Source organism: Limimonas halophila (genome assembly GCF_900100655.1).
GTDB lineage: Bacteria > Pseudomonadota > Alphaproteobacteria > Kiloniellales > Rhodovibrionaceae > Limimonas > Limimonas halophila.
The window spans coordinates 13754-35845 of the sequence record NZ_FNCE01000013.1 but is presented as its reverse complement, the minus strand read 5'-3'; the positions used below and the strand labels follow the sequence as shown (position 1 = coordinate 35845).

General features: G+C 70.5%; 23 protein-coding genes. 8 read left to right on the top strand and 15 right to left on the bottom strand.

All coding sequences use genetic code 11. The annotated features are described in order from the left end of the window. Nucleotides 1-52 precede the first annotated feature (52 nt). From BLQ43_RS12800 to BLQ43_RS12770, 7 genes are read left to right on the top strand one after another with little or no spacing between them, the layout of a single operon-like run. Nucleotides 53-1462 carry a V-type ATP synthase subunit B gene (locus BLQ43_RS12800; RefSeq protein WP_090021718.1) on the top strand — a complete coding sequence of 470 codons (1410 nt, stop codon included), beginning with the start codon at nucleotides 53-55 and terminating at the stop codon, nucleotides 1460-1462. After that, on the top strand, nucleotides 1440-2042 hold the full coding sequence (locus BLQ43_RS12795) for a V-type ATP synthase subunit D (RefSeq protein WP_090021666.1): 603 nt from the start codon (nucleotides 1440-1442) through the stop codon (nucleotides 2040-2042). The genes BLQ43_RS12800 and BLQ43_RS12795 overlap by 23 nt, the downstream gene beginning before the upstream one ends. Then, a complete protein-coding gene (locus BLQ43_RS12790) occupies nucleotides 2039-3847 on the top strand; it encodes a V-type ATP synthase subunit I (protein ID WP_090021665.1) in 1809 nt (602 codons plus the stop codon). The genes BLQ43_RS12795 and BLQ43_RS12790 overlap by 4 nt, the downstream gene beginning before the upstream one ends. Then, a complete protein-coding gene (locus tag BLQ43_RS12785) occupies nucleotides 3844-4293 on the top strand; it encodes an ATP synthase subunit C (RefSeq protein WP_090021661.1) in 450 nt (149 codons plus the stop codon). Before BLQ43_RS12790 ends, BLQ43_RS12785 begins: the two co-directional genes overlap by 4 nt. Before the next feature lie 17 nt (nucleotides 4294-4310). Continuing rightward, a complete protein-coding gene (locus BLQ43_RS12780) occupies nucleotides 4311-5018 on the top strand; it encodes a hypothetical protein (protein ID WP_090021657.1) in 708 nt (235 codons plus the stop codon). Continuing rightward, a complete protein-coding gene (locus tag BLQ43_RS12775) occupies nucleotides 5019-5714 on the top strand; it encodes a hypothetical protein (protein WP_090021651.1) in 696 nt (231 codons plus the stop codon). Between the two features lie 5 nt (nucleotides 5715-5719). Beyond that, nucleotides 5720-7579: a V-type ATP synthase subunit A gene (locus tag BLQ43_RS12770; RefSeq protein WP_090021648.1), complete on the top strand. Its 1860-nt coding sequence runs from the start codon at nucleotides 5720-5722 to the stop codon at nucleotides 7577-7579. A 19-nt stretch (nucleotides 7580-7598) separates the two neighbouring features. Here the strand turns inward: BLQ43_RS12770 and BLQ43_RS12765 are convergent, their stop codons facing one another. From BLQ43_RS12765 to BLQ43_RS12750, 4 genes are all read right to left on the bottom strand, one after another. Then, nucleotides 7599-8171 (bottom strand): DUF6512 family protein, encoded by a 573-nt coding sequence (locus tag BLQ43_RS12765; protein WP_176758676.1) that lies wholly within the window; start codon nucleotides 8169-8171, stop codon nucleotides 7599-7601. A 101-nt stretch (nucleotides 8172-8272) separates the two neighbouring features. Continuing rightward, nucleotides 8273-9454 (bottom strand): BaiN/RdsA family NAD(P)/FAD-dependent oxidoreductase, encoded by a 1182-nt coding sequence (locus tag BLQ43_RS12760; RefSeq protein ID WP_090021641.1) that lies wholly within the window; start codon nucleotides 9452-9454, stop codon nucleotides 8273-8275. 26 nt (nucleotides 9455-9480) lie between these two features. Continuing rightward, on the bottom strand, nucleotides 9481-9960 hold the full coding sequence (locus BLQ43_RS12755; RefSeq protein ID WP_176758675.1) for a glutathione peroxidase: 480 nt from the start codon (nucleotides 9958-9960) through the stop codon (nucleotides 9481-9483). Between the two features lie 83 nt (nucleotides 9961-10043). Then, nucleotides 10044-10574, bottom strand: coding sequence for a tyrosine phosphatase family protein (locus BLQ43_RS12750; RefSeq protein WP_090021629.1), 531 nt, complete (start codon nucleotides 10572-10574; stop codon nucleotides 10044-10046). A 258-nt stretch (nucleotides 10575-10832) separates the two neighbouring features. Between BLQ43_RS12750 and BLQ43_RS12745 the strand changes: the two genes are divergently transcribed. Beyond that, the gene (locus BLQ43_RS12745) at nucleotides 10833-11354 is read left to right on the top strand and encodes a hypothetical protein (protein ID WP_090021623.1); all 522 of its coding nucleotides are present in this window, start codon (nucleotides 10833-10835) and stop codon (nucleotides 11352-11354) included. Nucleotides 11355-11379: 25 nt separating this feature from the next. Here the strand turns inward: BLQ43_RS12745 and BLQ43_RS12740 are convergent, their stop codons facing one another. From BLQ43_RS12740 to BLQ43_RS12690, 11 genes are all read right to left on the bottom strand, one after another. After that, complete coding sequence (locus BLQ43_RS12740; protein ID WP_090021619.1) at nucleotides 11380-11655, bottom strand: hypothetical protein; 276 nt, start codon at nucleotides 11653-11655, stop codon at nucleotides 11380-11382. 160 nt (nucleotides 11656-11815) lie between these two features. Beyond that, nucleotides 11816-13018, bottom strand: a complete 1203-nt coding sequence (locus tag BLQ43_RS12735; RefSeq protein ID WP_090021616.1) for a multidrug effflux MFS transporter — start codon at nucleotides 13016-13018, stop codon at nucleotides 11816-11818. Between the two features lie 19 nt (nucleotides 13019-13037). Then, entirely contained in the window at nucleotides 13038-13736 is a 699-nt protein-coding gene (locus tag BLQ43_RS12730; protein ID WP_090021612.1) for a M48 family metallopeptidase, read from the bottom strand. Beyond that, complete coding sequence (locus BLQ43_RS12725; protein WP_245659587.1) at nucleotides 13733-14269, bottom strand: methylated-DNA--[protein]-cysteine S-methyltransferase; 537 nt, start codon at nucleotides 14267-14269, stop codon at nucleotides 13733-13735. The genes BLQ43_RS12730 and BLQ43_RS12725 overlap by 4 nt, the downstream gene beginning before the upstream one ends. Nucleotides 14270-14275: 6 nt before the next feature. After that, on the bottom strand, nucleotides 14276-14923 hold the full coding sequence (locus BLQ43_RS12720) for an SCO family protein (RefSeq protein WP_143006284.1): 648 nt from the start codon (nucleotides 14921-14923) through the stop codon (nucleotides 14276-14278). 89 nt (nucleotides 14924-15012) lie between these two features. After that, complete coding sequence (locus BLQ43_RS12715; RefSeq protein WP_090021601.1) at nucleotides 15013-16035, bottom strand: ATP-grasp domain-containing protein; 1023 nt, start codon at nucleotides 16033-16035, stop codon at nucleotides 15013-15015. 89 nt (nucleotides 16036-16124) lie between these two features. After that, nucleotides 16125-16901 (bottom strand): substrate-binding periplasmic protein, encoded by a 777-nt coding sequence (locus tag BLQ43_RS12710; RefSeq protein WP_176758674.1) that lies wholly within the window; start codon nucleotides 16899-16901, stop codon nucleotides 16125-16127. A gap of 351 nt (nucleotides 16902-17252) precedes the next feature. Beyond that, the gene (locus tag BLQ43_RS12705) at nucleotides 17253-18029 is read right to left on the bottom strand and encodes a substrate-binding periplasmic protein (protein ID WP_090021596.1); all 777 of its coding nucleotides are present in this window, start codon (nucleotides 18027-18029) and stop codon (nucleotides 17253-17255) included. A gap of 431 nt (nucleotides 18030-18460) precedes the next feature. Continuing rightward, on the bottom strand, nucleotides 18461-19120 hold the full coding sequence (locus tag BLQ43_RS12700; protein WP_176758673.1) for a substrate-binding periplasmic protein: 660 nt from the start codon (nucleotides 19118-19120) through the stop codon (nucleotides 18461-18463). Nucleotides 19121-19677: 557 nt separating this feature from the next. Continuing rightward, on the bottom strand, nucleotides 19678-20391 hold the full coding sequence (locus BLQ43_RS12695) for a substrate-binding periplasmic protein (protein ID WP_176758672.1): 714 nt from the start codon (nucleotides 20389-20391) through the stop codon (nucleotides 19678-19680). 105 nt (nucleotides 20392-20496) lie between these two features. Further along, nucleotides 20497-22056 (bottom strand): methyl-accepting chemotaxis protein, encoded by a 1560-nt coding sequence (locus BLQ43_RS12690; protein ID WP_090021587.1) that lies wholly within the window; start codon nucleotides 22054-22056, stop codon nucleotides 20497-20499. Between the last annotated feature and the right edge of the window lie 36 nt (nucleotides 22057-22092).

Here is a 22092-nt window from a genome sequence, read left to right as displayed (position 1 = left end):
AGTGTGATGATTCGCCACATCGAAGCGTGAGCGCCCCGAGGAGGTGGCGGCCATGCCCGCGATTCCCGTGCGTTACGGGCGCGTGCTCGAAATCGTCGGCGACCTGCTGAAGGTCCACGTCCCGCCGGCGGGCAGCGACACGGCGGAGCCGCCGGCGTGTCTGGGCGATCTGGCCGCGATCGCCAGCGCCGACGACGGCGCGGGCACGGAATCGCTCGCCCAGGTGCTCAAGATCGACGGCGAGCGCGTTTCCCTTCAGGTTTTCGCGGGCACCAAGGGCATTTCCACGCGCACGAAGGTGCGCTTCCTGGGCCACGGCCCGCGCGCGATCTGCTCGGAAAACGTGCTGGGCCGCATCTTCGCCGGCACCGGGGAGCTGATCGACAACGGCCCGGCGCTGACCACCGACCGCGAGGTCGAGATCGGCTCGCCCACGGTGAACCCCGTGGAACGCGAGCTGGGCGCGCGCATGATCCGCACCAACGTGCCCATGATCGACGTCTTCAACACCCTGGTGGAAAGCCAGAAGATCCCGATCTTCTCGGTGGCGGGGGAACCCTACAATCAGCTGCTCGGGCGCATCGGCATCCAGGCGGACGCGGACGTGGTCGTCTTCGGCGGGCTGGGCCTGATCTACGACGACTACCACCACTTCCGCCGCGCCTTCGAGGACGCCGGGGTGTTCGCGCGCACGGCGATGTTCGTGAACTTCGCCTCCGACCCCATCGTGGAGCGCCTGCTCGTCCCCGACATGGCGCTGGCGGTGGCGGAGCGCTTCGCCGTCGAGGGCAACAAGCGCGTGCTCGTCCTGCTCTCGGACATGACGGCCTTCGCCGACGCGCTGAAGGAGGTCGGCATCGCCATGGAGCAGGTGCCGGCCAACCGCGGCTACACCGGCGACCTCTACACCCAGCTCGCCCAGCGCTATGAAAAGGCGTGCAACTTCGCCGGCGGCGGCTCGCTGACCATCCTCTCGGCGACGACGATGCCGGGCGACGATGTCACCCACCCCGTCCCCGACAACACCGGCTACATCACGGAAGGCCAGTTCTACCTGCGCGAGGGCATGATCGATCCCTTCGGCTCGCTCTCGCGCCTCAAGCAGCACGTCGCCAGCAAGACCACGCGCGAGGATCACAAGGACATCATGAACGTCATGGTCCGCCTCTACGCCGATTCCAAGGAGGCGGAGCAGAAGCAGGCCATGGCCTTCGAGCTGTCGGAGCACGACGAGCAGGCGCTCACCTTCGGCCGGCTGTTCCGCGAGCGCTTCATGGACCTGGACGTGGACATGACGCTGGAAGCCGCGCTGGACCTGTGCTGGCAAACGCTTGCGGAATGCTTCCGGCCCGAGCAGCTGTTCATGAAGCAGCAGCTCATCGACCGCTACTACCCAACCGAAACGGGCGCGGGCGAAGCAGCCGAGCGCGAGGGAACCCGTGTCGCGGACGCCGCTCAATAAGGCGGAGCTGGCGCGCAAGAAGCGCAACCTCGCCACCTACGAGCGCTTCCTGCCCTCGCTGGACATGAAGCGCAAGCAGCTGCTGGTGGAGCGCCGCCGCGCCAAGCGCGATCTGGACACCATCCGCGAGCGCCTCGCCGCCACCCGCCAGCGCGTCGCCGACACCCTGCCCATGCTGGCCGACACCCAGGTCGCCGTGGAAGATCTGGTCACGATCGCCGACGTCGAGGTGAATTCCCGCAACATCGTCGGCGTCACCGTGCCGGTACTGGGCGACGTCCGCTTCGACGTGGCATCGACAGGCTATCTGGTGCGCCCGCACTGGGTGGACCGCGTGATCGAGCTGCTGAAAACCCAGCTGCGCGAACGCGTTGCAGAGAAGATCGCCGAGGAACGCCTCGCGCGGCTGGAAGCGGGCCTGAAGACGGTGACGCAGCGGGTGAACCTCTTCGACAAGGTGCTCATCCCGCGCACCAAGGAGCAGATCAAGCGCATCCAGATCGCCCTGGGCGACGCCGAGCGCGCGGGCGTCGTGCGGGCCAAGATCGCCAAGCGGAAACGGGCGGAGCGGGCGTCGTGAGCATCGTGCCCATGCGCAAGGTGACGCTGTGCGGCCCCGCGAGCGCCAAGCGCGGGCTGGTCCGGGGGCTTCAGGACCTGGGCTGCCTCCACGTCGTGCCGCTCAACCCGCCCGGCGACGAGACGGCGGCCACGGACGGCCAGCCCAGCGAGCAGGACGCCCAGCGCGCTCTGCGCTTCCTGCGCGACGCGCCCTACCGGCGCCACCAGGCCGCGGAAACGCCGGACACCGACCTGGGCGAGATCGTGCGCCAAGTGCTGGCGACCAAGCAGCGCCGCCGCGACCTGCTGGACCAGCGCGAGGAGATCCAGGCGCAGCTGGACGCCCTGGCGCCCTGGGGCGACTTCGACCTGCCGGGCGACGACGCGACGCTGGGCGGCGCGCAGCTCTGGTTCTACGCCGTCCCCAACCGCCACGCCGACACGCTCGCGCGCATCCCCTACGCGTGGGTTGAGGCCGCGCGCTCCGAGGGCGCGCGCCACATCGTGGTGGTGACGCGCGAGACGCCGCCGGCGGACATGCTGCCCGTCGCGCCGGTGCGCACCAACGGCACGGGCACGCGCGCGCTGCGGCGCGAGCTGGCGGCGATCGACAGCGAGCTGGACGGGCTGGAGGTCGAGCGCATCGCCCTCACCCGCCACATCGACACCATCCGCCGGGGCCTCGCCCGCGCGGCCGACGCCGCCGCGCTGGCGCGCACGCTCGCCACCACCCACGACGAGACGGGACTGTTCGCCCTTCAGGCCTGGGTGCCGCTGCACCGGGCGGGCGAGCTCCGCCGCCGCGTCACGGCGCAGGGCATGGCGGTGCGCATCGAGCGGCCGGGGCCGCAGGACCAGCCGCCGACGCTGCTGGCCAACGCGCCGGCGGCGCAGCCGGGCGAGGATCTGGCGCACTTCTACCACGTCCCGCCCGCACGCGACTGGGACCCCTCGGGCGTGCTGCTGGCCTCCTTCGCGCTCTTCTTCGCCATCATCCTCTCCGACGCGGGCTACGGCGCCATCGTCCTGCTGACGGCGGCGCTGCCGCTGGGATTGTGGCGGCGCGGCGCGGTGGGCGTGCGCATGCGGCGGCTGACGGCGGCGCTGGGCGTCGCCTCGGTGGGCGTGGGCGTGCTGACCGGGAGCTACTTCGGCGTCACGCCCCCGGCCGGGAGCCTCGCCGGCACGCTCAACCTCGTGGACCTCACCGACTACACGGCGGCGATGAAACTGGCCGTGCTCATCGGCGTGCTGCACCTCGCGCTCGGCAACGCCGCCTGGGCGGCGGCGCACTGGCCGCGGCGCATGGCGATCGGGCGCCTGGGCTGGGTCGCGGCCACGCTCGGGGGCTTCGCCGCGTGGCTTGCCTGGGACGCCGGCAGCCGCCCGGGCGCGTTGGCGGCGCTGGGCGTCGTGGGGCTGGGCCTGCTGACCGTGATCGTCTTCCAGAGCGACCGCCCCGTGCGCCGGCCCGTGGACCACCTGCTGCGCGCGCTCGACGGCCTGCTGGGCGTGGCGAGCGTGACCAAGCTGTTCGGCGACGTGCTGAGCTACCTGCGCCTCTTCGCCCTCGGGCTGGCGACGGCGCTGCTGGCGGCCGCCTTCAACGACATCGCCGCCGACGTGCGCACCTCGGTGAGCGGCCTGGGCGTGCTGCTGGCGGGGCTGGTGCTCGTCGCGGGGCACGGGCTGACCTTCGTGCTGGCCGTGGTGAGCGGCGTCGTGCACGGCCTGCGCCTGGACTACATCGAGTTCTACGGCTGGAGTCTGAGCGGCGAGGGCTACCCCTACACGCCGCTGGAGCGAACGGAGCACCGGGTTTGAACGAGCTGCTGCAAATTCTGGGCTGGGGCGGGCTGTACGGCCCCACGGCCCTGGGCGCGATCGGAAGCATCATCGGCTGCGCCACGGCGGGCCAGGCCGCGATCGGCGCGATGCTGGACACCGAGACGGGGCACGGCCGGCTGGTGGGCATGTCCGCCCTGCCCTCCTCGCAGGTCATCTACGGGATCGTCGTCATGCTGACCCTTCAGCGGCCCGTGAGCGTCGAAACCGGCGGCGGGCTGTTCGCCATCGGCATCCTGGCGGGGGTGGCGCTGCTGCTCAGCGGCATCCGGCAGGGGCAGTGCTGCGCCTCGGCGATCAACACGGCCAAGGAAAAGCCCGAGGTCTTCGGGCTCTCGCTCGCCCCGGCGGCGATCGTCGAGGGCTTCGCCGTGTTCGCCTTCGTCTTCGCGCTGGTGCTGAGCGCCAGCCTGCCAGCGGGCTGAGCGAGAGGGAGGCCGCGATGCAGGGCGACGACACCGGCACGGATCCCGGCGACGGCCGCGAAACCACGGGCGTGCAGCAGCTCATCGACCAGCTGCGCGAGGAAGGCGTGGAACAGGGCCGCAGCGAGGCCCAGCGCCTGATCGACGAGGCCAAGCGCGAGAAGCGCCGCATCCTCGACGAGGCCGAGCGCGAGGCGCAGCGCCGCAAGGACGAGGCCCAGCACGAGATCGACAGCATGAAACGCGCGGCCCACGACGCCCTGCATCAGGCCGCGCGCGACACCGTGCTCGCCCTGCGCCAGCAGATGTTCAACCGCTTCCAGGACGACGTGCGCCGCCTCGTCTCCCAGGAAATCCGCGAAGCGGAGGTCGTCAAGCGCCTCATCCTCGCGGTCGGCGGGCGCGCGGGCGAGGCCCTGGCCGAGGCGGACCCGGAGCAGGTGGAGATCGTGCTGCCGCGCGAGGCGCCGGGCCTGGACGAGCTGCGCAAGAACCCCGAGGCCCTGCGCCAGGACGAGCTGATGCGGCTGGTGCTGGCGATCACGGGCGACCGCCTGCGCGAGGGGCTGACCTTCCGCGTCGCGCGCGACAAGCAGGCCGGGCTGCGTGTGGTGGCGCACGACCACGAGATCGAGTTCGACCTGAGCGAGCAGGCCATGGCCGAGCTGATCCTGGAGCACCTGCAACCGCGCTTCCGCGCGCTGCTGGACGGGCTGGTGGGCTGAATGCCGGCGGCCACCCGCTACGTCGACCTGATCAGCAGCCTGCCCCACCTGGGCACGCCCTTCACCGCGCGCGAGCGGCCCATCACGCGGCGCCAGCTCGACCGGCGGCTGCGCCTGCTCGAGCCCGGCGACGCCGCCACGCTGCAAGAAGCCGAGGGGGTGCTGCGCTGGGCCGTGCTCCAGGGCGGCGCCGACGACCGGACGCAGGGGGCGCGCGCCCGCCGCGTCGCGGAGACCATCGCGGACTCCACGCTGCGCGAGGCGGTGCGGCGGCGGCTGGAATCGCGCGCCCTCGTGGCGGCGCTGCGCCGCCGGCGGGACGGCCTGGGGCCGCCCGACGACCCGGCGATGCTGGGCTACCACCGCGCGGCGGACCGCATCCGCCGCCACTGGGACGACCCCGCGTTCGGCCTGCGCCACAGCGCGGCCTGGGTGCTGGATGCCGACGAGCACCTCCAGGCCGGGGACTCCCTGGCGCTGGAAAAGCTGCTGCTGACGCGTGCCTGGCGCGATCTGGACGCGCTGGCGCAGGGGCACTGGTTCGATTTCGCGGCCGTGGCGCTCTACGTGCTGCGCTGGGACCTCATGGACCGCTGGATGCGCTACGACGGCGAGGCCGCCGCCCAGCGCTTCGAGGCCCTGGTGGACCGCGCGCTCGCCGCCCACGGCCCGGTGTTGCAAACGGAAGAGGCGTGATCCGCATGGCCGAGGAGCAGCCCCGTCCCCGCGTCGTCGCCGTGCAGGACGTGCTCGTCACCCTCGAACAGCCCGAGGGCGAAGCGGCGGCGCCCATGCGCAAGAACGAGGTCATCCACGTCCACCCGCGCCGGCAGGAGGCCGACGGCGAGGCGGCCCTCAAGGGCGAGATCCTGCGCGTCAACGGCAACCGCGCCGACGCCCAGATCTACGAAAGCACGCGCGGGGTGAGCGTGGGCGACCCCGTCACGCAGACGGGCGAGATGCTGTCCGTCTCGCTCGGCCCCGGCCTGCTCGGGCGCGTCTTCGACGGCCTGCAGCGCCCGCTTCAGGGGCTGGCGGACACCCACGGCACCTTCCTGCCGCGCGGGGTGGACATGCCGGCGCTGGAGCCCAAGCGGCGCTGGACCTTCCAGGCCACGGTCAGCCGCGGCCAGCACGTCGGGCCGGGCGACCATCTGGGCTCGGTGCGCGAGGGCACGATCACCCACCGCGTCTTCGCGCCCTTCGACCTGGACGGCGAGGCCGAGGTCACCTGGATCGAGGAAGGCGCGTTCACCGTGGACGAGCCCATCGCCGGCCTGGACACGGGCGAGGGTCAGCGCACGGTGTGCATGTCGCAGTCCTGGCCGGTGCGCACGCCGCTGCCGCAGCAGCTCTTCAAGCGCCGGCGCGTGAAGCGCGTCTACCCGGAAACGCCGCTGGCGACGACGATCCGGCTGATCGACACCTTCTTCCCCGTCGCCAAGGGCGGCACGGCCTGCATCCCCGGCCCCTTCGGCGCCGGCAAGACGGTCCTGCAGAACCTGATCGCCCGCTACGCCGACGTGGATGTGGTGGTGATCGTGGCCTGCGGCGAGCGCGCGGGCGAGGTGGTGGAAACCCTCACCGAGCTGCCCGAGCTGACGGACCCGCGCACGGGCGCGTCGCTGATGGACCGCACGGTGATCGTCTGCAACACCTCCTCGATGCCGGTGGCGGCGCGCGAAAGCTCGATCTACACGGGCCTGACCATCGGCGAGTACTACCGCCAGATGGGCCTGGACGTGCTGGTGATCGCGGACTCCACCTCGCGCTGGGCGCAGGCGATGCGCGAAACCTCGGGCCGGCTGGAGGAGATCCCCGGCGAGGAGGCTTTCCCCGCCTACCTCGATTCCACGATCAAGGCGGTCTACGAGCGCGCGGGCGTGCTGGAGACGCCACACGGCGAGCACGGCAGCCTGACGCTCATGGGCACGGTCTCGCCCGCGGGCGGCAACTTCGAGGAGCCGGTGACGCAGTCCACGCTGGCCTCGGTGAAGGCCTTCCTCGGGCTGTCGTCCGACCGCGCCTACAAGCGCTACTACCCCGCCATCGACCCGCTGATCTCGTGGACGCGCTACCGCGACCAACTGCGCGCCTGGTACGACGCGAACATGAACACGGGCTGGACCGAGCGCGTGCAGCGCATGGCCAAGCTGCTCGGCGAGGGCGAGGACGTGCGCCAGATGATGGAGGTGACGGGCGAGGAGGGCATCACGCTCGGCGACTACGTCACCTACCAGAAGGCGCGGCTGCTGGACTTCGTCTACCTGCAGCAGGACGCCTTCGATCCCGTGGACGTCTCGGTGCCGCTCGACCGCCAGCGCGAGATCTTCGAGCTGCTGCACAAGCTGCTCACCCGCGGCTACAGCTTCGACAGCAAGGCCGACGCGCGCGAAACCTTCACGCGCCTGATCCAGCTCTTCACCAACCTGAACACGACCGAACGCCGCTCGCACCGCTACGGCGAGCTGCTGGAGCAGATCGAGGACCTGGCGAACAAACACGCGGCCGGGTCCGGCGAGGAAAGCGGGGAGACGGAACCGGCGGAAGCGGCGTCCTGAGGCGCGGCGCGTGCGAGCGTCATTTCGCCGAGAGCGTCCACGCGCTCGCGCTCGGCGCGTCGAACAGCACGAGATCCGGCGGCGCGTACGTCAGGGACGCGAACGCCGCAAGCTGAACGACGAGCAGCGCACAGCCCGCCACCCGGACGGCCCGGCTCGCCCGGGCGGCCCCGATAAGGGCGGCGGACAGCGTCTGGCCGGCCGCGATGGCGGCGACGAAGAGCGCGAGGTCGATTCCCAGGACGTGGTGGCCGAGCACGGCCGTGTAGGCGTAGAAGACCAGGGCAATCAGCAGCGGGATGGCGAACAGCCCGACCCCCCGCGCACCCCAGAAGGCGGCGCCCCCGCAGCGCAGGACGGCCGCCTCGCCGAGCGCCCAGGCGGCCGCCGGCCAAAACGCGATCTTCAGGTGCTCCCAGACCGATTCGTTGACCGCCGCAAAGACGGCGAGCGGCGGCCATCCGCCGGCCCATTCGAAGGCAAAGTGCAGCACGCCGCCCACCAGCGCGATCGGGACGGTGGCGAGCAGCTCGCGCGAAACGGTTGGCCGATCCGGCATACAGCCTCCCGAACACCCGCTGGCCGTCGCCATCACCAGCACCCGTCGGCCGGCCGCGGCACCGCATGCAAACGCCCGAAAACAGGGCGCCCCATCCGCCGGGCCGGGACCCCGGTGTCGAATGAGGGATGGGGTTAATTCGCCGCAGCGTGACCGGCGGCCCACCCGCTCGACCAGGCCCACTGGAAGTTGTAGCCGCCCAGCCAGCCGGTGACGTCGACGGCCTCGCCGATGACGTGGAGGCCGGGGACCTTGTGGGCCTCCATCGTGCGCTGGTTCAGCTCGTCGGTGGCGATGCCGCCGACCGTGACCTCGGCCTTGGCGTAGCCCTCGGTCGCCTCGGGCGTGAGCGTCCACTGCTTGAGCCGCGCGAGCGTGCGCCGCAGCTCCTTGTCCTTGAGCTGGCCCAGGCGCGCGTTGCCGAGCAGGTGGTCGCACAGCCGCTCGGCCATGCGGTTGGGCAGCACCTCCCCCAGCACCGTCTTGAGTTCCGCGCGCGGCCGGGCGCGCTTGCGGGCGACGAGGTGGTCGGGGTCGCCCACATCCGGCAGCAGGTCGAGCGTCAGCGGCTCGCCGGGGCGCCAGTAGCTGGACGCCTGGAGCACCGCCGGCCCGGACACGCCGCGGTGGGTGAAGAGGACGTTCTCGTGGAAGGCCATGCGCTCGCTGCGCGCCTCGCTAGGCACGGCGACGCCGCTCAAGGATTTCGCCAGCGGGCGCGTGTCCTCGGCCAGGCGCAACGGCACGAGGCCGGGGCGCGGTTCCACGATCCCCAGCCCGAACTGCCGCGCCAGATCGTAGGCGAAGCCCGTTGCCCCCGTCTTGGGCACCGAGGGCGCGCCCGTGGCGATGACCAGCCGCGGCGCGGCGACGTGGTGCTGCTCGGTCGCAACGCGGAAGCGCTCGCCGCCCTCGACGGCCGTGACCGCCTCCCCGGTGATGAAGTCGACCCCGCCGGCCGCGCACTCCGCGAGCAGCAGGTCGAGGATGCGCTGGGCGGTGTCGTCGCAGAACAGCTGCCCCAGCTTCTTTTCGTGGTAGGGCACGCCGTGGCGCTGGACGAGGTCGATGAAGTCCCACTGCGTGTAGCGCGACAACGCCGACTTGGGGAAATGCGGGTTGGCGCAGATGAAGCGCTCGGGCGCAACTTCCAGGTTGGTGAAGTTGCAGCGCCCACCGCCCGCGATGAGGATCTTGGTGCCGAGCTTTTTCGCGTGGTCGATGACGACCACGTCTGCGCCCGCCTGCCCGGCGGTGAGCGCGCACATCAGCCCGGCGGCGCCGCCGCCCAGCACGATCACGTCGGCCTGACGCATAACCGTCGGCTCCAGCGGTGGGCGGGTCAGCGCGGCAGCACGTCCTCGATCGCGCCGGTGATCTCCGCGCTCGTGGGCTCGACCGAACTGGGCCAGGCGCCCACCAACTCCCCCTCGGGATCAAGCAGGTACTTGTGGAAGTTCCAGCGCGGCATCGCGGCCTCGCCCACCTCGTCCTCGATCCAGCGGAAGAAGGGGTGCGCCTGCTGGCCGATGACGTGCTCCTTGCCCGTCATGGGGAAGGTGACGGCGTGATGCGTTTCGCAATGCTCGCGGATGGCCGCGCCTTCCAGCGGCTCCTGCTCGCCGAAGTCGTTGGACGGCACGGCCACGACCATGAAGCCGCGGTCGCCGTAGGTGTCGTAGAGCTTCTGCAGCTCACGCAACTGGGGGGCATAACCGCATTCCGTGGCGGTGTTCGCCAGCAGCACGGCACGGCCCTTGAAGATCGCGAGGTTGAGGTCGCCGCCGTCCAGGCCGGAAAAGGTGAAGTCATGCGCGGACATCGTGGCTCCCATCGTGGCAGCGCGGGTGCGGGGTTAGCATGCGGGCGCCGCGGCGCCGTGCCAAACCCGGGCGGATTGCGGGATCAGCGCCCGAACAGCGTCTGGAACATGCGCGGCCGGCGCAGGTGCAGGCGGTCGGCCAGCGAGGTGTCGAGCGCGCGGCTGAGGGCGCCGCCGCGCTCCAGCGCCGCGTCGGCCAGCTTGATCATGCGCTGGTTGGGCGCGGCGATGGGGCGCAGGCGGTAGACCGTCTCGAAAGCCTCGCGCTCGCGCCCCGGTGCCTCGCGCGCCATGAGGATCACGGCCGCGGCGGCGGAGCGCGACACCCCCGCGTGACAGTGCACCAGCAGGTGCGACGGCCGCGATTCCGCGAGCTGCGCGCCCACCGCCAGGAGGTCGGCCACGTCGGCGGCCTGGGGCGCCCGCGCGCCGGGGATGGCGCGCGAGACGTCGTGGAAGCGCAGCACCCAGTGCTCGCGCAGCTCCGGGTAGTCGCGCAGCACGGCCGGCGTCGGCTCTTCCGGATCGATGATGGAGATCACGTGGCTGACGCCGGTTTCCGCGTGGCCGTCCAGCTCGTCGAGCCCGCAGACCGTCAGGTGATAAGGGAGCATGACCCGTCCGCTGTGCGTGAACTTCTGCCGCTGGTGCGGAGATAGGCGCGGCACCGCACGCGCGCCAGAGGGTTCCCCATCTCCACCCTGCAAAGCTTGCCGCCCGGTGGGAGCGGAATCTGCCGCGCACCGGGGCGCGCGCTCGCCGGCCTCCGGGTCGCAACCGAGTCGCGCCCCCGCCCTTTATGGCACGGGATTTGCTGTGTCCCGGTCACTTGATCCCGCAAAGCCCCGGTCCGGGCGAGGGAGGACGCGACGATGGCGGTGACCAGCCTTTTCGACACCGAACGCAACGGCAAGCGCGGCACGCTCATGAGCCTGCTCTCCGGTGGCTTCGGCGCCACCGAGGACGCCCCCGACATCCCGGAAACGGACGCGGCCCCGCGGCGCAGCGACGACCGCCTGCGCATGCAGGAGTACCTTCGGGGGCTGGACATGATGATCCGCAGCACGGAACGCGCGCAGATCAACCAGACGCTGGTGAAGGTCTCGCCGCACGAGGTCCAGGCGCTGGTGGAAAAAGCAGCCAAGGCGAAGGCGCGCTACCTGGCCTCGGCCCTGGACATGGGCAACGGCGAGGGCATGCCCGACACGGGCGCGACCAAGGCGCTGGAGGCCGAGCGCCAGCGCCACGCGGAACTGGATGCGGGCCTGCGCGCGCTCCTGGACGAGATGCGGCGCGGCAACGTGCAGGTCGAGGGCGTGGCGGACGAGTCCGCCGAGCCGGGCGAGGCCGCGAGCGCCCAGGCCGGCGGCCACAACCACCACGGCGACGCCTGAGGCGGCCCGGCGCCGGCGGGCGAATTTACGGCCGCCGGCTGCCGCCCTGGGCGTCCTCCCCGATGGCCTGCGCGGCGGCGCCGATCAGCTGCGCGGCCATGCGCTCGTCGATGGCGGCCGCCTGCTCCTGCAGGTGGCGCAGGCAGGCCTTGATGGCCTTGGCCTCGTCCTGGGGAGTCTCGCCGCCCGCAGGCGTCGGCGCGGCGGTCTCCCGCCGGGGCCGGTCGAACGACACCTCGACCACGTTGTCGTTCGTGCCGGAATTCTCGGCGGCGCCGGTTTCGATGTGCTCCCCACCCATACGAAACATGTTCCTCTCAGTTGCAGAACCGTCACCCGAAGGTATACTGAAATTTACCGTTGGTGTCGGAACCGGACAAGCTAAAATGAATTTAAGCTCGTTAACCAAATATATTTTAATCAAATTCGAGATATTGGACGGTGGGATGCCCGGGCGCCTGTCACGCGGCGGCTGACGCACGCCCGCGACGCACGTGGCGGCGGAAGGTGACGGCCGCCGCCACCCCGGCGAGCGCCACCGCGCTGGCCATGGCCAGCCCCGACCCGTCCGCGAGCTGCCCCACGCCGACGCCCACGATCCCGGCGAAGCCCATCTGCACGAAGCCCAGCAGGGCCGATGCGCTGCCCGCCATGCGCGGGTACGGACCCACCGCGCCCGCCATGCTGTTCGGCAGCACCAGCCCCGCGCCCAGCATGTAGACCGCCTGACAGGCGACGATGGCGGGCGCGCCGCCGACACCCGCCGCCACCAGTCCGACCATGCCTGCGCCGCCGAGCACGTTCGCGCCCACGCCGAGCGCGATCAGCCGGTCCGTGCCCAGCCGCCGCGTCAGTCGGCCGGTCAGGAAGGTGCCAATCATGTAGCCGACGACCACGACGGCGAAGGAGAGCGCGAACTGATCCGGGCTGAGGCCGTAGCCCTCGATCAGCGTGAACGACGCCCCCGAGACGAAGGCGAACAGCCCGGCGAAGGTACAGGTCAGCGTCACGACGTAGCCGCGGTAGACCGAATCGCGCACCAAACGGCGATAGTTCGCCAGGATGCGTACCGGATCGGTGGCGCTGGCGTCGCGGTGCGCGTTGGTTTCCGGCAGGATCCACAGCACGCCCGCCGTCAGCAGCACGGCGAAGGCGAGCAGCGCGGCGAAGGCCGCGCGCCAGCCGAAGGCCACTTGCAGGTAGCCGCCCGCCATCGGCCCCAGCGCCGGCGCGAGCGCCATCGCCATCGTCATGTACGCCAGCACCTCGGCCCCGCGCTGGCGGTCGAAGACGTCGCGCACCGTGGCGCGCGCCAGCACCGGCCCGGCGCACGCCCCCAACGCCTGAACGAAGCGCGCCGCGATCAGCTGGCCGATGCTGCCCGCCAGCGCGCACGCCAGCGTCGCTCCCAGGTAGAGCGCCAGCCCGCCCAGCAGCGCCGGACGGCGGCCGAAGCGGTCGGACACCGGCCCGTAGACGAGCTGGCTGACGGCGAAGCCGGCCATGAAGACGGACAGCGTCAGCTGCGCCGTGCCCGCCGAGACGGCGAAGGCCGCCCGGATCGCCGGGAGCGAGGGCAGGTAGAGGTCCGTCGAGATGGGGCCGAGCGCGACCAGCATCGTGAGCAGCACGACCGCCGGGCCGCGGTCGGGGCGAGCCGACATGAAGCCTCGTCGGGATGGGTTAGCGGTAGGCGAACAGGCGGGACCCGTTCTCGCGCAGCCAGCGCCGCTGGGCGTCGGCCTCGGGCATGAGCCCGCGCACGAGCGACCAGAAGCCGGGGCCGTGGTCGCGGTGGCGCAGGTGCGCGACCTCGTGCACCACGAGGTAGGTCAACACCGGCTCGGGCGCCAGGACCAGCCGCCAGGAAAACGACAGCTCGCCGCGCGCGGAGCAACTGCCCCAGCGGCTGCGCGTGTCGCGCACGCTGATGCGCCCCGGCGTGTGGCCGATGCGCGCGGCGTAGGCCTGCACCTGCGGCCGGATGGCGGCGCGCGCCTCGCGCTTGAGGTGGTCGGTGACGCGCCGGGGCACGTGGTCCGCCGCCCCGGAAACGCGCAGCACGCCGTCCTCGCGGCGCACGCCGAAGCGGCCGTCCGGTTCGTGGCGGATGACGTGCTCGCGCCCCAGGACGGGCACGCGCGTGCCGTCCACCAGCGGGACGGTCTCGGGGATGGCGTCCAGGTGGCGGCGCAGCCAGGCCGTGCGCGCCTTGGCGAAGCGCAGGCCGTCGGCGACGCGGGCGCCGCGCGGGATGGTCACGCGCACGCGGCCGTCGCCGCGGTCGACGCGCAGGCCGATGCGCTTGGCGTTGGGATGGCTGGCGACCAGCAGCGGCACCGTCCGGTCGCCCAGGTCGAGCTGGTGGACCTCGCGCGTCATGCCGCGGGCGCCAGCGCCCCTTCGCGGGCCAGCAGCGCGCGCTTGCGCGCCAGCCCCCAGCGGTAGCCGCCCAGGCCGCCGTCGCGCCGCACGGCGCGGTGGCACGGGATCAGCAGCGCCACCGGGTTGGATGCACAGGCGCGCGCGACGGCGCGGTGCGCGCCCGGCCGGCCGATGGCGGCGGCAAGCTCGGCGTAGCTGCGGGTCTCGCCGGGCGGGACCGCGCGCAGCGCGTCCCAGACGGTGTGCTGAAAGGCGGTGCCGCGCGCGGCGCACGCCAGATCGGGCAGCGCGCGGCCGCTCCGCAGCGCCGCCGCCACGGCGTCGAGCGCGGCGCGGCTGGCGTCGCCGCTTACGGCCGGCCCGGCGCGCGCGACGGCCGCCCGCGCCGCATCCCCCGAATCCGCCAGCGCCACAAACGTCACGCCCGCCGGCGTCGCGGTCACGGCCAGCCAGCCCAGCGGCGTTTCGGTGACGGGCGCCTCGATCATGGGCGCAGGATAGGCGCACAAGCTCGCCGGCGCCACCGGCACGGCCGCCTACCCCGCCACGTGCTTGGTCAGCATGCGCGTGATCTGCGTCGCGCCCGCGTTCGTGGAGACGTGGTCCACGTACTGTCCGTCCGGCCCCATCAGAAAGACGTAGGAGGAATGCTGCATCAGGTAGCCCTTGGCCTTCGCCTGCTCGGCCATCGTCGAGCCTTCCTCGAAGCCCTCGGGCCCGCGCTTTTCGTAGGTCACGCGGAACTGCTCGGCAGCGCGGCGGATCTGGCCGTCGCTTCCGGTGAGGCCGACGAAACGCTGATGGAAGTTGTCCAGCCACGCGGCGAGGCGCTCGCCATCGTCCCGGTCAGGATCGATCGTGATGAAGACGGGCGTGATGGCCTTGGCGCGCTGCGGCGCCTTCTCCGCGAGATGGTCGAGCGCGCGGCTCATGGCGTTGGCCGTCTGCGGGCACACCGACGGACAGTGCGTGTAGCCGAAGTAGATCAGCCGGTACTGCCCGTCGAAGCTGGCCGGCGTGACCGTCTCGCCCTGGGTGTTCACCAGCTCGTACGGCCCGCCGATGCCGGACTCCGCGTCCGACCCGGCGAACCATTCCGACCAAGCGACAAACCCGAGCAGCGCGACCAGCAACACCAGCGAGACGCTGGCCGAGATGCGGGCCATCGCGGTTTTGGGCAGCATGCGCCCCGTCTCCTCGCAGTTTTCACTGGCGTGGAGATGGGCGAGCGCACGCGCGCGCACAAGGCGGCCCGATGCCGCAGCCCCGGGCGTCAGCCCGGCACGGCGAGCCCGTTGCGCGCGGTGCCGGCGGCGATCACGCGGCGCAGGTAGCCCGCGTAGCTGTCCCCGGCGAAGCCGGCCATCGTGGCCATCATGCCGTCGGCGCCCCACATCGGATGCGCGTTGACGTCGATCAGGTGGCGCACACCCGCGGCATCGGCGCGCCAGTCGAAGCGGGCGTAGTCGCGCAACCCCAGGCGCGCGAAGACACGCGCGCACTGATCGCGCAACTGGCGTTGGCCGGCCGCGTCGAGATCGGCGGGCAGCAGGCGCACGCCGCCGTAGTAGGGCGAGGCCGGGTCGATCTTGCCGTCCAGCGGCAGGATGGGCGGCGCACCCGGCGGCAGGCGCGAGAAATCCAGCTGCAGCGGCGGCAGCTCGGCAAAGCCCGGTTCCGGGTTGCCCACCATGGCGACGCTGTACTCCGCCCCCGGCAGCCACGCCTGCACCACGGCCCAGCGCCGCCCGGTGCTCGCGGTCATGTCCGCGAGGTAGGCGCGCGCGGCGTCGGACGTGCGCACCACCGCGCCCGCGGTGATGCCGATGCTGCCGTCGCCGTCGTTGGGCTTCACGATCGCCGGATACGACGGCGCGGGGTCGGCGGGCGGATCGGTCCCGTCGACCAGCCGCGTCGCCGGGACGGGGATGCCGAGCGCGGCCGCCGCCGCCATCACCAGCGCCTTGTCGTGGCACACCGCCAGAGCGCGGGCGTCGGCGCCGACGTAGGGATGGCCCAGGGCCTCCAGCAGCGCTGGCACGTGCAGCTGGCGCGCGGGATCGTTGCCCAGGCCCGTGTTGCAGAAGTTGAGAACCAGATCCGGCGCCGCCGCGGTGAGATCCGCGATCAGGCGCCCGTGATCTTCCAGATAGCGGCAGGCGACGCCGTCCAGCGCGTCCAGGGCGGCTTTCAAGCGCGCCACGGCGGCGTGGTCCGCGTCGCTGAAGCGGCCGTCGACGGTGTAGCTGTAGGGCAGCCGCGGATCGCCGAGCAGCACCGCGAGATCGAGCGCCATGGCGTCACCTCCGGCGACACAGGATGCCGGGCACGCCGCCGCCCCGCACCTCCCCGTTCGGAAGGGGCCGTCCGCTCGGACGGGCCGGGTCAGCTGCCGTAATGGCCCATGATGCGCTGGTAGGTGCCGTCGTTCTTCATGGCGCGGAAGGCCTCGCGCCAGCGTTCCTTGACCGCCTCGGAGAGCCCCGGCGAGCCGCCGATGTAGATCGTCAATTCCTTCAGCGTTTCGCCGTAGACGAGCTTCTCCGGGTCGTGGCCGGCCTCCTGCATGGCGTACATGGCGAAGGACTCCATCGACAGCCAGGCGTCGATGCGGCCGAGGCTCAGGAGGCGCGCGCTCTCGCGCTGATCCGCCGAAACGATCAGCTTCGACTCGTCCACACCGCGCGCTTGCAGCATCTGGTGCATCGCGGAGTTGCGCTGCACCCCGACCAGGCCGGCGTCCAGCGCCTCCGCGAGGGTCAGGGGCTCGGCGTCCTCGCCGTAGGTCACCACGACCATGCGATCCGGGAAGACCGGCACCACCCAGCTCAGCTCGTCCTCGCGCTTGGGCGTGCGCGCGATGGGCGCCAGCAAGCGCTTCTCGCGCTCCCGCACCGCCTTGTAGACGCGCGCGAAGGGCGCGTAGTGCAGCTCCGTGGGGTTGCCCACCCGCCGCGCGATCTCCTTGGCAATCTCCGCCACGAAGCCGCGCTTGCCGTCTTGCGTGTCCATGGAATACGGCGGCAGATGCGCGCTGAGGATCTTGAGATCGCTCGCGTCCGCGGCGCCGTCACCCGGCAGGACCGCGAGCATGGCCGCGATCGTGACCGCCCCGGCGGCGCGGACGAAACGCGGCGGCTGACCGCGCAACGATGCCGTCATGGTCCTCGCTCCTGCACCGCCCGTGGCGGCGCCGCCAGTCGATCGCACGCCTCTCACCCCGGTTCCGTGCGGCGATCCATGCCGCCGCGCGGCAACCGACATCCCGGCGGGCGGCACCGGGATCACTCCAAGACCAATAAAATACAGTTTAATTGCGCCGCGTCATCCCGTCACCGGTCACCCCTGCGCAATCTTTTGGATTGATCATTCCATAAAATTGCTTTGAGCGATTAAATAAAGCAAGTTGGACGCTTTGCGGCGACCCACGCAAAACGCGCTTGAAAGGCCCACGCGCGCACGAACACCGTCACCCCGCACGCGGACGACGCCAACCGCCGCCGCGTCGCCCGTTCACGCGCCGTACTTCGCCATGATCTCCTGGTAGGTCCCGTCGCGCTTCATGGCCTCGAAGGCCTCGCGCCAGCGCTGCTTGACCGTCTCGGGCAGCCCCGGCGAGCCGCCGATGTAGATCGTGTAGGAGTCGATCGTTTCGCCATAGACCAGCTTCTCCGGGTCCAGGCCCGCTTCCTTCATGGCGAAGACGGCCAGGGATTCCAGCGACACCCAGGCATCCACGCGGTCCCGCGCCAGCAGGCGCGCGGTTTCGGCCTGGCGTGCCTGAACCTGGAGCTTGTCGGCCTCGACGCCGCGTTTTTTCAACAGCTCGTGCATCAGGGAACCACGCTGCACCCCGATGAGGTCCTGCTCGCGCGCCTCCGCCAAGGTCAGCGGTTCGGCGTCCTCGCCGTGGGTGAAGACCACCATGCGGTCGGGGAAGACGGGCACGACCCAGCTCAGCTCGTCCTCACGCTGAGGTGTGCGCGCGATGGGCGCCAGCAGACGGTTTTCGCGCTCGCGCACGGCCCGGTAAACGCGCGCCCAAGGGGCGTAGTGCAGCTCCGTGGGAGCGCCCACGCGCCGGGCGATCTCCTTGGCGACCTCGGCGACGAAGCCGCGCTTGCCGTCTTCCACATCCATGGAATACGGCGGCAGATGCGCGCTGAGGACCTTGAGATCGTCCGCCTTCGCCGCGCCCGCAACCGCCAGGACCGCGAGCGTCGCCGCCAGGGTGAGCGCCCGCGCCGCACGGCTTGGCCACGGCGGCAGGCCGTGTATGGATGCCGTCATGGTCGTCGCTCCTCGCCAAGCGCGCCCGCCGCCTACCGTGCCGTGGACGCGCTTCGCAGACCGGCCGATTCCGGACCGCGCTTCACGGACGCGGTCGCGGCATGATGCACGAAGATATAAACGACATCAGTAAAATACAACTTAATCTCGAACTGTCAGGCCGCCGATGGTCACGTTCATGCAATCGTTTGGATTGCGTGTTCTCACATACTTTCTTTGAGATATTCTATATCTTGGAGCATTTTACAGCACGCTCTGCCAAGATGACCGGGGGCATGAGCTTGATCAAACATGCCGCTTTTAAAAATTGTTATAGTGCTTCGCATTCCGAGGCGATGCCCGTCCCAACGACGCGGGGTTGACCGTTGCCCGGCTCCGCAGGGCACGGCGTGGCGGGCCGCACACCGGCCCGCCACGCCGGCATCGATCGATCACACGCCGTACATCGACATGATTTCCGCGTAGGTGCCGTCCTTCTTCATGGCCTCGAAGGCGTCGCGCCACCGCTTGACCACCTGGTCGGGCAAGTCCGGCGAGCCGCCGATGTAGATGGTGAATTCCTTGATCACCTCACCGATCTTGGCGGGACCGGGATCGATGCCTTCCTGCTTCATCGTCATCATCGCCATCGACTCAAGGACCAGCCACGCGTCGATCCGGCCCGCGGCCAGCTTGCGCGCCGGCGTCGCCGTGTCCCCGGAGATGTCCAGGTTCGAGGCGTCGATGCCGCGCTTCTTCGCCAGCTCGTGCATCAGGGAGTCCTGCTGCACGCCGACCATGCCCTTCTCGGCCGCCTCCTTCAGCGAGAGCTTTTCCGCGTCCTCGCCGTACGTCATCACGACCATGCGGTCGGGATAGACCGGCACCACCCACGTCAGCTTTTCCTCGCGCTGGGGCGTGCGGGCGATGGGCGCGAGAAGGCGGTTGGGCTGCGTCTGGATCGCCTTGTAGACGCGCGACCACGAGGAATAATTCAGTTCGGGGGATTGGCCGACGCGTCGCGCGATCTCCTTCGCGACCTCGGCGACGAACCCCTGCGTCTCGCCGTCCTTGATGGAATACGGCGGAATGTCGGCGCTGAGGATTTTCACATCGCCGGCATGCGCGTGCGCTGCGCCCATCCCCACCGCGAGCGCCAACGCGAGAAGCGCACGCCGGGCACCTGCAACCGCACGAACACGTCGAATAGCAGCATACATGGCAATCGGCCTCCTGTTTCGCTCCTTCAGCCAGCCACGGGCGATGGGGCGATGACCCTTGCGCCGACACCCGCACCCGACGCGGCCGGCTGAATGGCGCGCGCAATCGCCACTCACACGGCGATCGCGAGTCCTCACCCGATTGTTATATTTGGAATTTAAATTCTGGCTTAATACCGGACGGGTCGGCGCCCCCAAAATGTCGATCACGCATGATCGCATGGCCCCAACTGCGTGAAAAAGCTCGAAAAACGACAGTGTCGACCCCGGTCTCGGGGAGGGTCGGCCCCCAAAACAATTTGCGCGCGTCCGACGAAGTGTGGACACACAAAGTCGCCCCGTGACGACGGGGAGTTCCCGCCGCCCCGGGGACGACCGCGACCATTCAGGACGTGTTTTTCACAGGCCGGTCACGGCGGGGCGCGAAGCTCTGCCGCACGCAGCGCGCGTTAGGCGCCGTACTTGGCCATGATCTCCTCGTAGGTGCCGTCCTTCTTCATGGCCTCGAAGGCGTCGCGCCAGCGTTGCTTCACCTTGTCCGACAGCCCCGGCGACCCGCCGATGTAGACGGTGAACTCGCTGATCGTCTCGCCCACCTTCATCGGATCGGTGTCGAGGCCCTGTTCCTTCATCGAGAACACGGCCAGGGATTCCAGGGACAGCCAAGCGTCGATGCGTCCCGCGGCGAACTTGCGGGCGATCGAGGTGAGATCGCCGGAAACGTCCAGGTTCTTGGACTTGATGCCGCGCTTCTTCGCCAGCTCGTGCATCAGGGAGTCCTGCTGCACGCCCACGATGCCTTGCTTCGCCGCTTCCTGGAGGCTGAGCTTCTCGGCATCATCCCCATAAGTCAGCAGCACCATGCGGTCCGGGAAAACCGGCACCACCCAGCTCAGCTTGTCCTCACGCTGGGGCGTGCGCGCGATTGGCGCCAACAGGCGGTTGGGCTTGTTCTGGATGGTCTTGTAGACGCGCGACCAGGACGCGTAGTGCAGCTTCGTCGGGTTGCCGACGCGCTCGGCGATTTCCTGCGCCACCTCGGCGACGAAGCCCTGCTTGTCCTCACCCTTCATGGAATAGGGCGGGAGGTGGGCGCTGAGGATCTTGAGATCCTTGGCCTGGACCGGCGCCCCGGTGCCGAGCAGCGCAGCGACCGCCAGCACGGCGCCCGCCCCGCGTAAAAGGCGGCGAACGCTCTTTGTCGGGCCAGACGTCATGTGTCGTTCCCCCTGTTCCCGTTGGTGGGTCCCCACGCACGCGGTCCGCGATCAGGCCGCGCGGATGTCGGCCAGGAAGTTGTCCACGTCGCTGTCCAGGGACTCGCAGCGCGCGTTGAGATCGCTCATCGCCGCGGACACCTGGCCCGCTTCCTCGGCGTTCGTGGCGGCGGCTTCCTGGATCTCGCTGAGGTTGTTCTGCACGTACTGCGCGGAATCCGCGGCGGCCTGGGCGTTGCGCGCGATTTCGCGCGTCGCCGTGTCCTGCTGCTCCGCCGCGCCCGAGATGCCGGAGACGTGCTCGTTGACCTGATTGATGACCTCGGCGATCGCCGACATCTGCTCGGCCACGGAGCCGGTGGCGCTCTGCACCTCCTTGACCTGGCCGGCGATGCTCTCGGTGGCCTTGGAGGTCTGGTTGGCCAGCGACTTGACCTCGTCGGCCACGACGGCGAAGCCCTTGCCGGCCTCGCCGGCGCGCGCCGCCTCGATCGTGGCGTTGAGCGCGAGCAGGTTCGTGCGCTCGGCGATGTCGTTGATGAGGGTGACGGCCTCCTCGATCTGCTTCGCCGCGGTTTGCAGCTGCTCCACCGTGGACTGGGTGTTGGAGGCGCGCTGCACGGCGTCGTCGGAGACCTGCTGCGACTGCTGCGCGTTGTTGGCGATCTCGCGGATGGAGGAGGTCAGCTCGTCCGTCGTCGAGGCCACGGTCTGCACGCTCTGGCTGGCCTCGCGCGAGCCCTGGAGGGCGCCCTCCACCTTTTCGCGGTTTTTCGCCGCCACCTCGTTCATGCGCCCCGCCTGCTCGGCGACGGTCTGCGCGGCCGAGGTCATCTGGCCGACATTGCCCTTCACCTTTTCCTCGAAGCTGTCGGCCAGCTTGCGGCGCGATTCCTCGCGCTCCTGCTCGTTGCGCCGCTGCATCTCCTCCTGCTCGCGGCGCATGCGCGCCATTTCGCTGGTATTATCGCGGAAAACGCCGACGGCGCGCGCCATGGCGCCCACCTCGTCGCGGCGCTGGGTGTAGGGCACGTCGACCTCTTCCGAGCCGTCGGCGATGCGGGTCATGGCGGTGGTGATGGCGCCCACCGGCTTGAGCACGCGGTTGAGCGAAAAGACCATCGCCGCGACCAGGACGGCCAGCATGACGAGGCCGCTGATGACGGCATCGCGCACGCTCTCCTGCGTCTTCGCGGCGAGGCTACCGGTGGTGAGCCCGAGTTCCAGGGTGCCCAGCTTTTTCTCGCCGTGGGTCACCGGCGCGTTCGCGGCCATGATGCCCACGCCGTCCGCCGGCTTCTCGCCAATGTCGGCGACGACCTCGCCTTCCTTGTTGCGCACCAGCGCGTACTCGAACGCGGGATCGCCCTTCAGTCCCTTAAGCAGGCTGGTCGCGCGCTCGTAGTTGAGATCCCAGACGGCCCCCTCCACGGCTTGCGCCTCGATCGCGGCCAGACGCTCGGCGCGCGACCGCAGGGACGATTCCAGATCGCCCGTCTGCTTGGTCACGCGAACGTACCCGCTGACCGCCGAGATCAGCACGATCAACACGGTGAACCCCAGCGCCACGCGCCAACGCAGGCTGAGGGACGGCAGGCTGATGGACCGCATGCCCCTGGCTCCCTTCCCGGGTTCGCGACACCGGCT

Coding starts and splice junctions, on each gene's coding strand:
- BLQ43_RS12800 (WP_090021718.1), top strand. CDS start 53: ATGCCCGCGATTCCCGTGCGTTACGGGCGCGTGCTCGAAATCGTCGGC.
- BLQ43_RS12780 (WP_090021657.1), top strand. CDS start 4,311: ATGCAGGGCGACGACACCGGCACGGATCCCGGCGACGGCCGCGAAACC.
- BLQ43_RS12775 (WP_090021651.1), top strand. CDS start 5,019: ATGCCGGCGGCCACCCGCTACGTCGACCTGATCAGCAGCCTGCCCCAC.
- BLQ43_RS12770 (WP_090021648.1), top strand. CDS start 5,720: ATGGCCGAGGAGCAGCCCCGTCCCCGCGTCGTCGCCGTGCAGGACGTG.
- BLQ43_RS12765 (WP_176758676.1), bottom strand. CDS start 8,171: ATGGCGACGGCCAGCGGGTGTTCGGGAGGCTGTATGCCGGATCGGCCA.
- BLQ43_RS12760 (WP_090021641.1), bottom strand. CDS start 9,454: ATGCGTCAGGCCGACGTGATCGTGCTGGGCGGCGGCGCCGCCGGGCTG.
- BLQ43_RS12755 (WP_176758675.1), bottom strand. CDS start 9,960: ATGTCCGCGCATGACTTCACCTTTTCCGGCCTGGACGGCGGCGACCTC.
- BLQ43_RS12750 (WP_090021629.1), bottom strand. CDS start 10,574: ATGCTCCCTTATCACCTGACGGTCTGCGGGCTCGACGAGCTGGACGGC.
- BLQ43_RS12745 (WP_090021623.1), top strand. CDS start 10,833: ATGGCGGTGACCAGCCTTTTCGACACCGAACGCAACGGCAAGCGCGGC.
- BLQ43_RS12740 (WP_090021619.1), bottom strand. CDS start 11,655: ATGGGTGGGGAGCACATCGAAACCGGCGCCGCCGAGAATTCCGGCACG.
- BLQ43_RS12735 (WP_090021616.1), bottom strand. CDS start 13,018: ATGTCGGCTCGCCCCGACCGCGGCCCGGCGGTCGTGCTGCTCACGATG.
- BLQ43_RS12730 (WP_090021612.1), bottom strand. CDS start 13,736: ATGACGCGCGAGGTCCACCAGCTCGACCTGGGCGACCGGACGGTGCCG.
- BLQ43_RS12720 (WP_143006284.1), bottom strand. CDS start 14,923: ATGCTGCCCAAAACCGCGATGGCCCGCATCTCGGCCAGCGTCTCGCTG.
- BLQ43_RS12715 (WP_090021601.1), bottom strand. CDS start 16,035: ATGGCGCTCGATCTCGCGGTGCTGCTCGGCGATCCGCGGCTGCCCTAC.
- BLQ43_RS12710 (WP_176758674.1), bottom strand. CDS start 16,901: ATGACGGCATCGTTGCGCGGTCAGCCGCCGCGTTTCGTCCGCGCCGCC.
- BLQ43_RS12705 (WP_090021596.1), bottom strand. CDS start 18,029: ATGACGGCATCCATACACGGCCTGCCGCCGTGGCCAAGCCGTGCGGCG.
- BLQ43_RS12690 (WP_090021587.1), bottom strand. CDS start 22,056: ATGCGGTCCATCAGCCTGCCGTCCCTCAGCCTGCGTTGGCGCGTGGCG.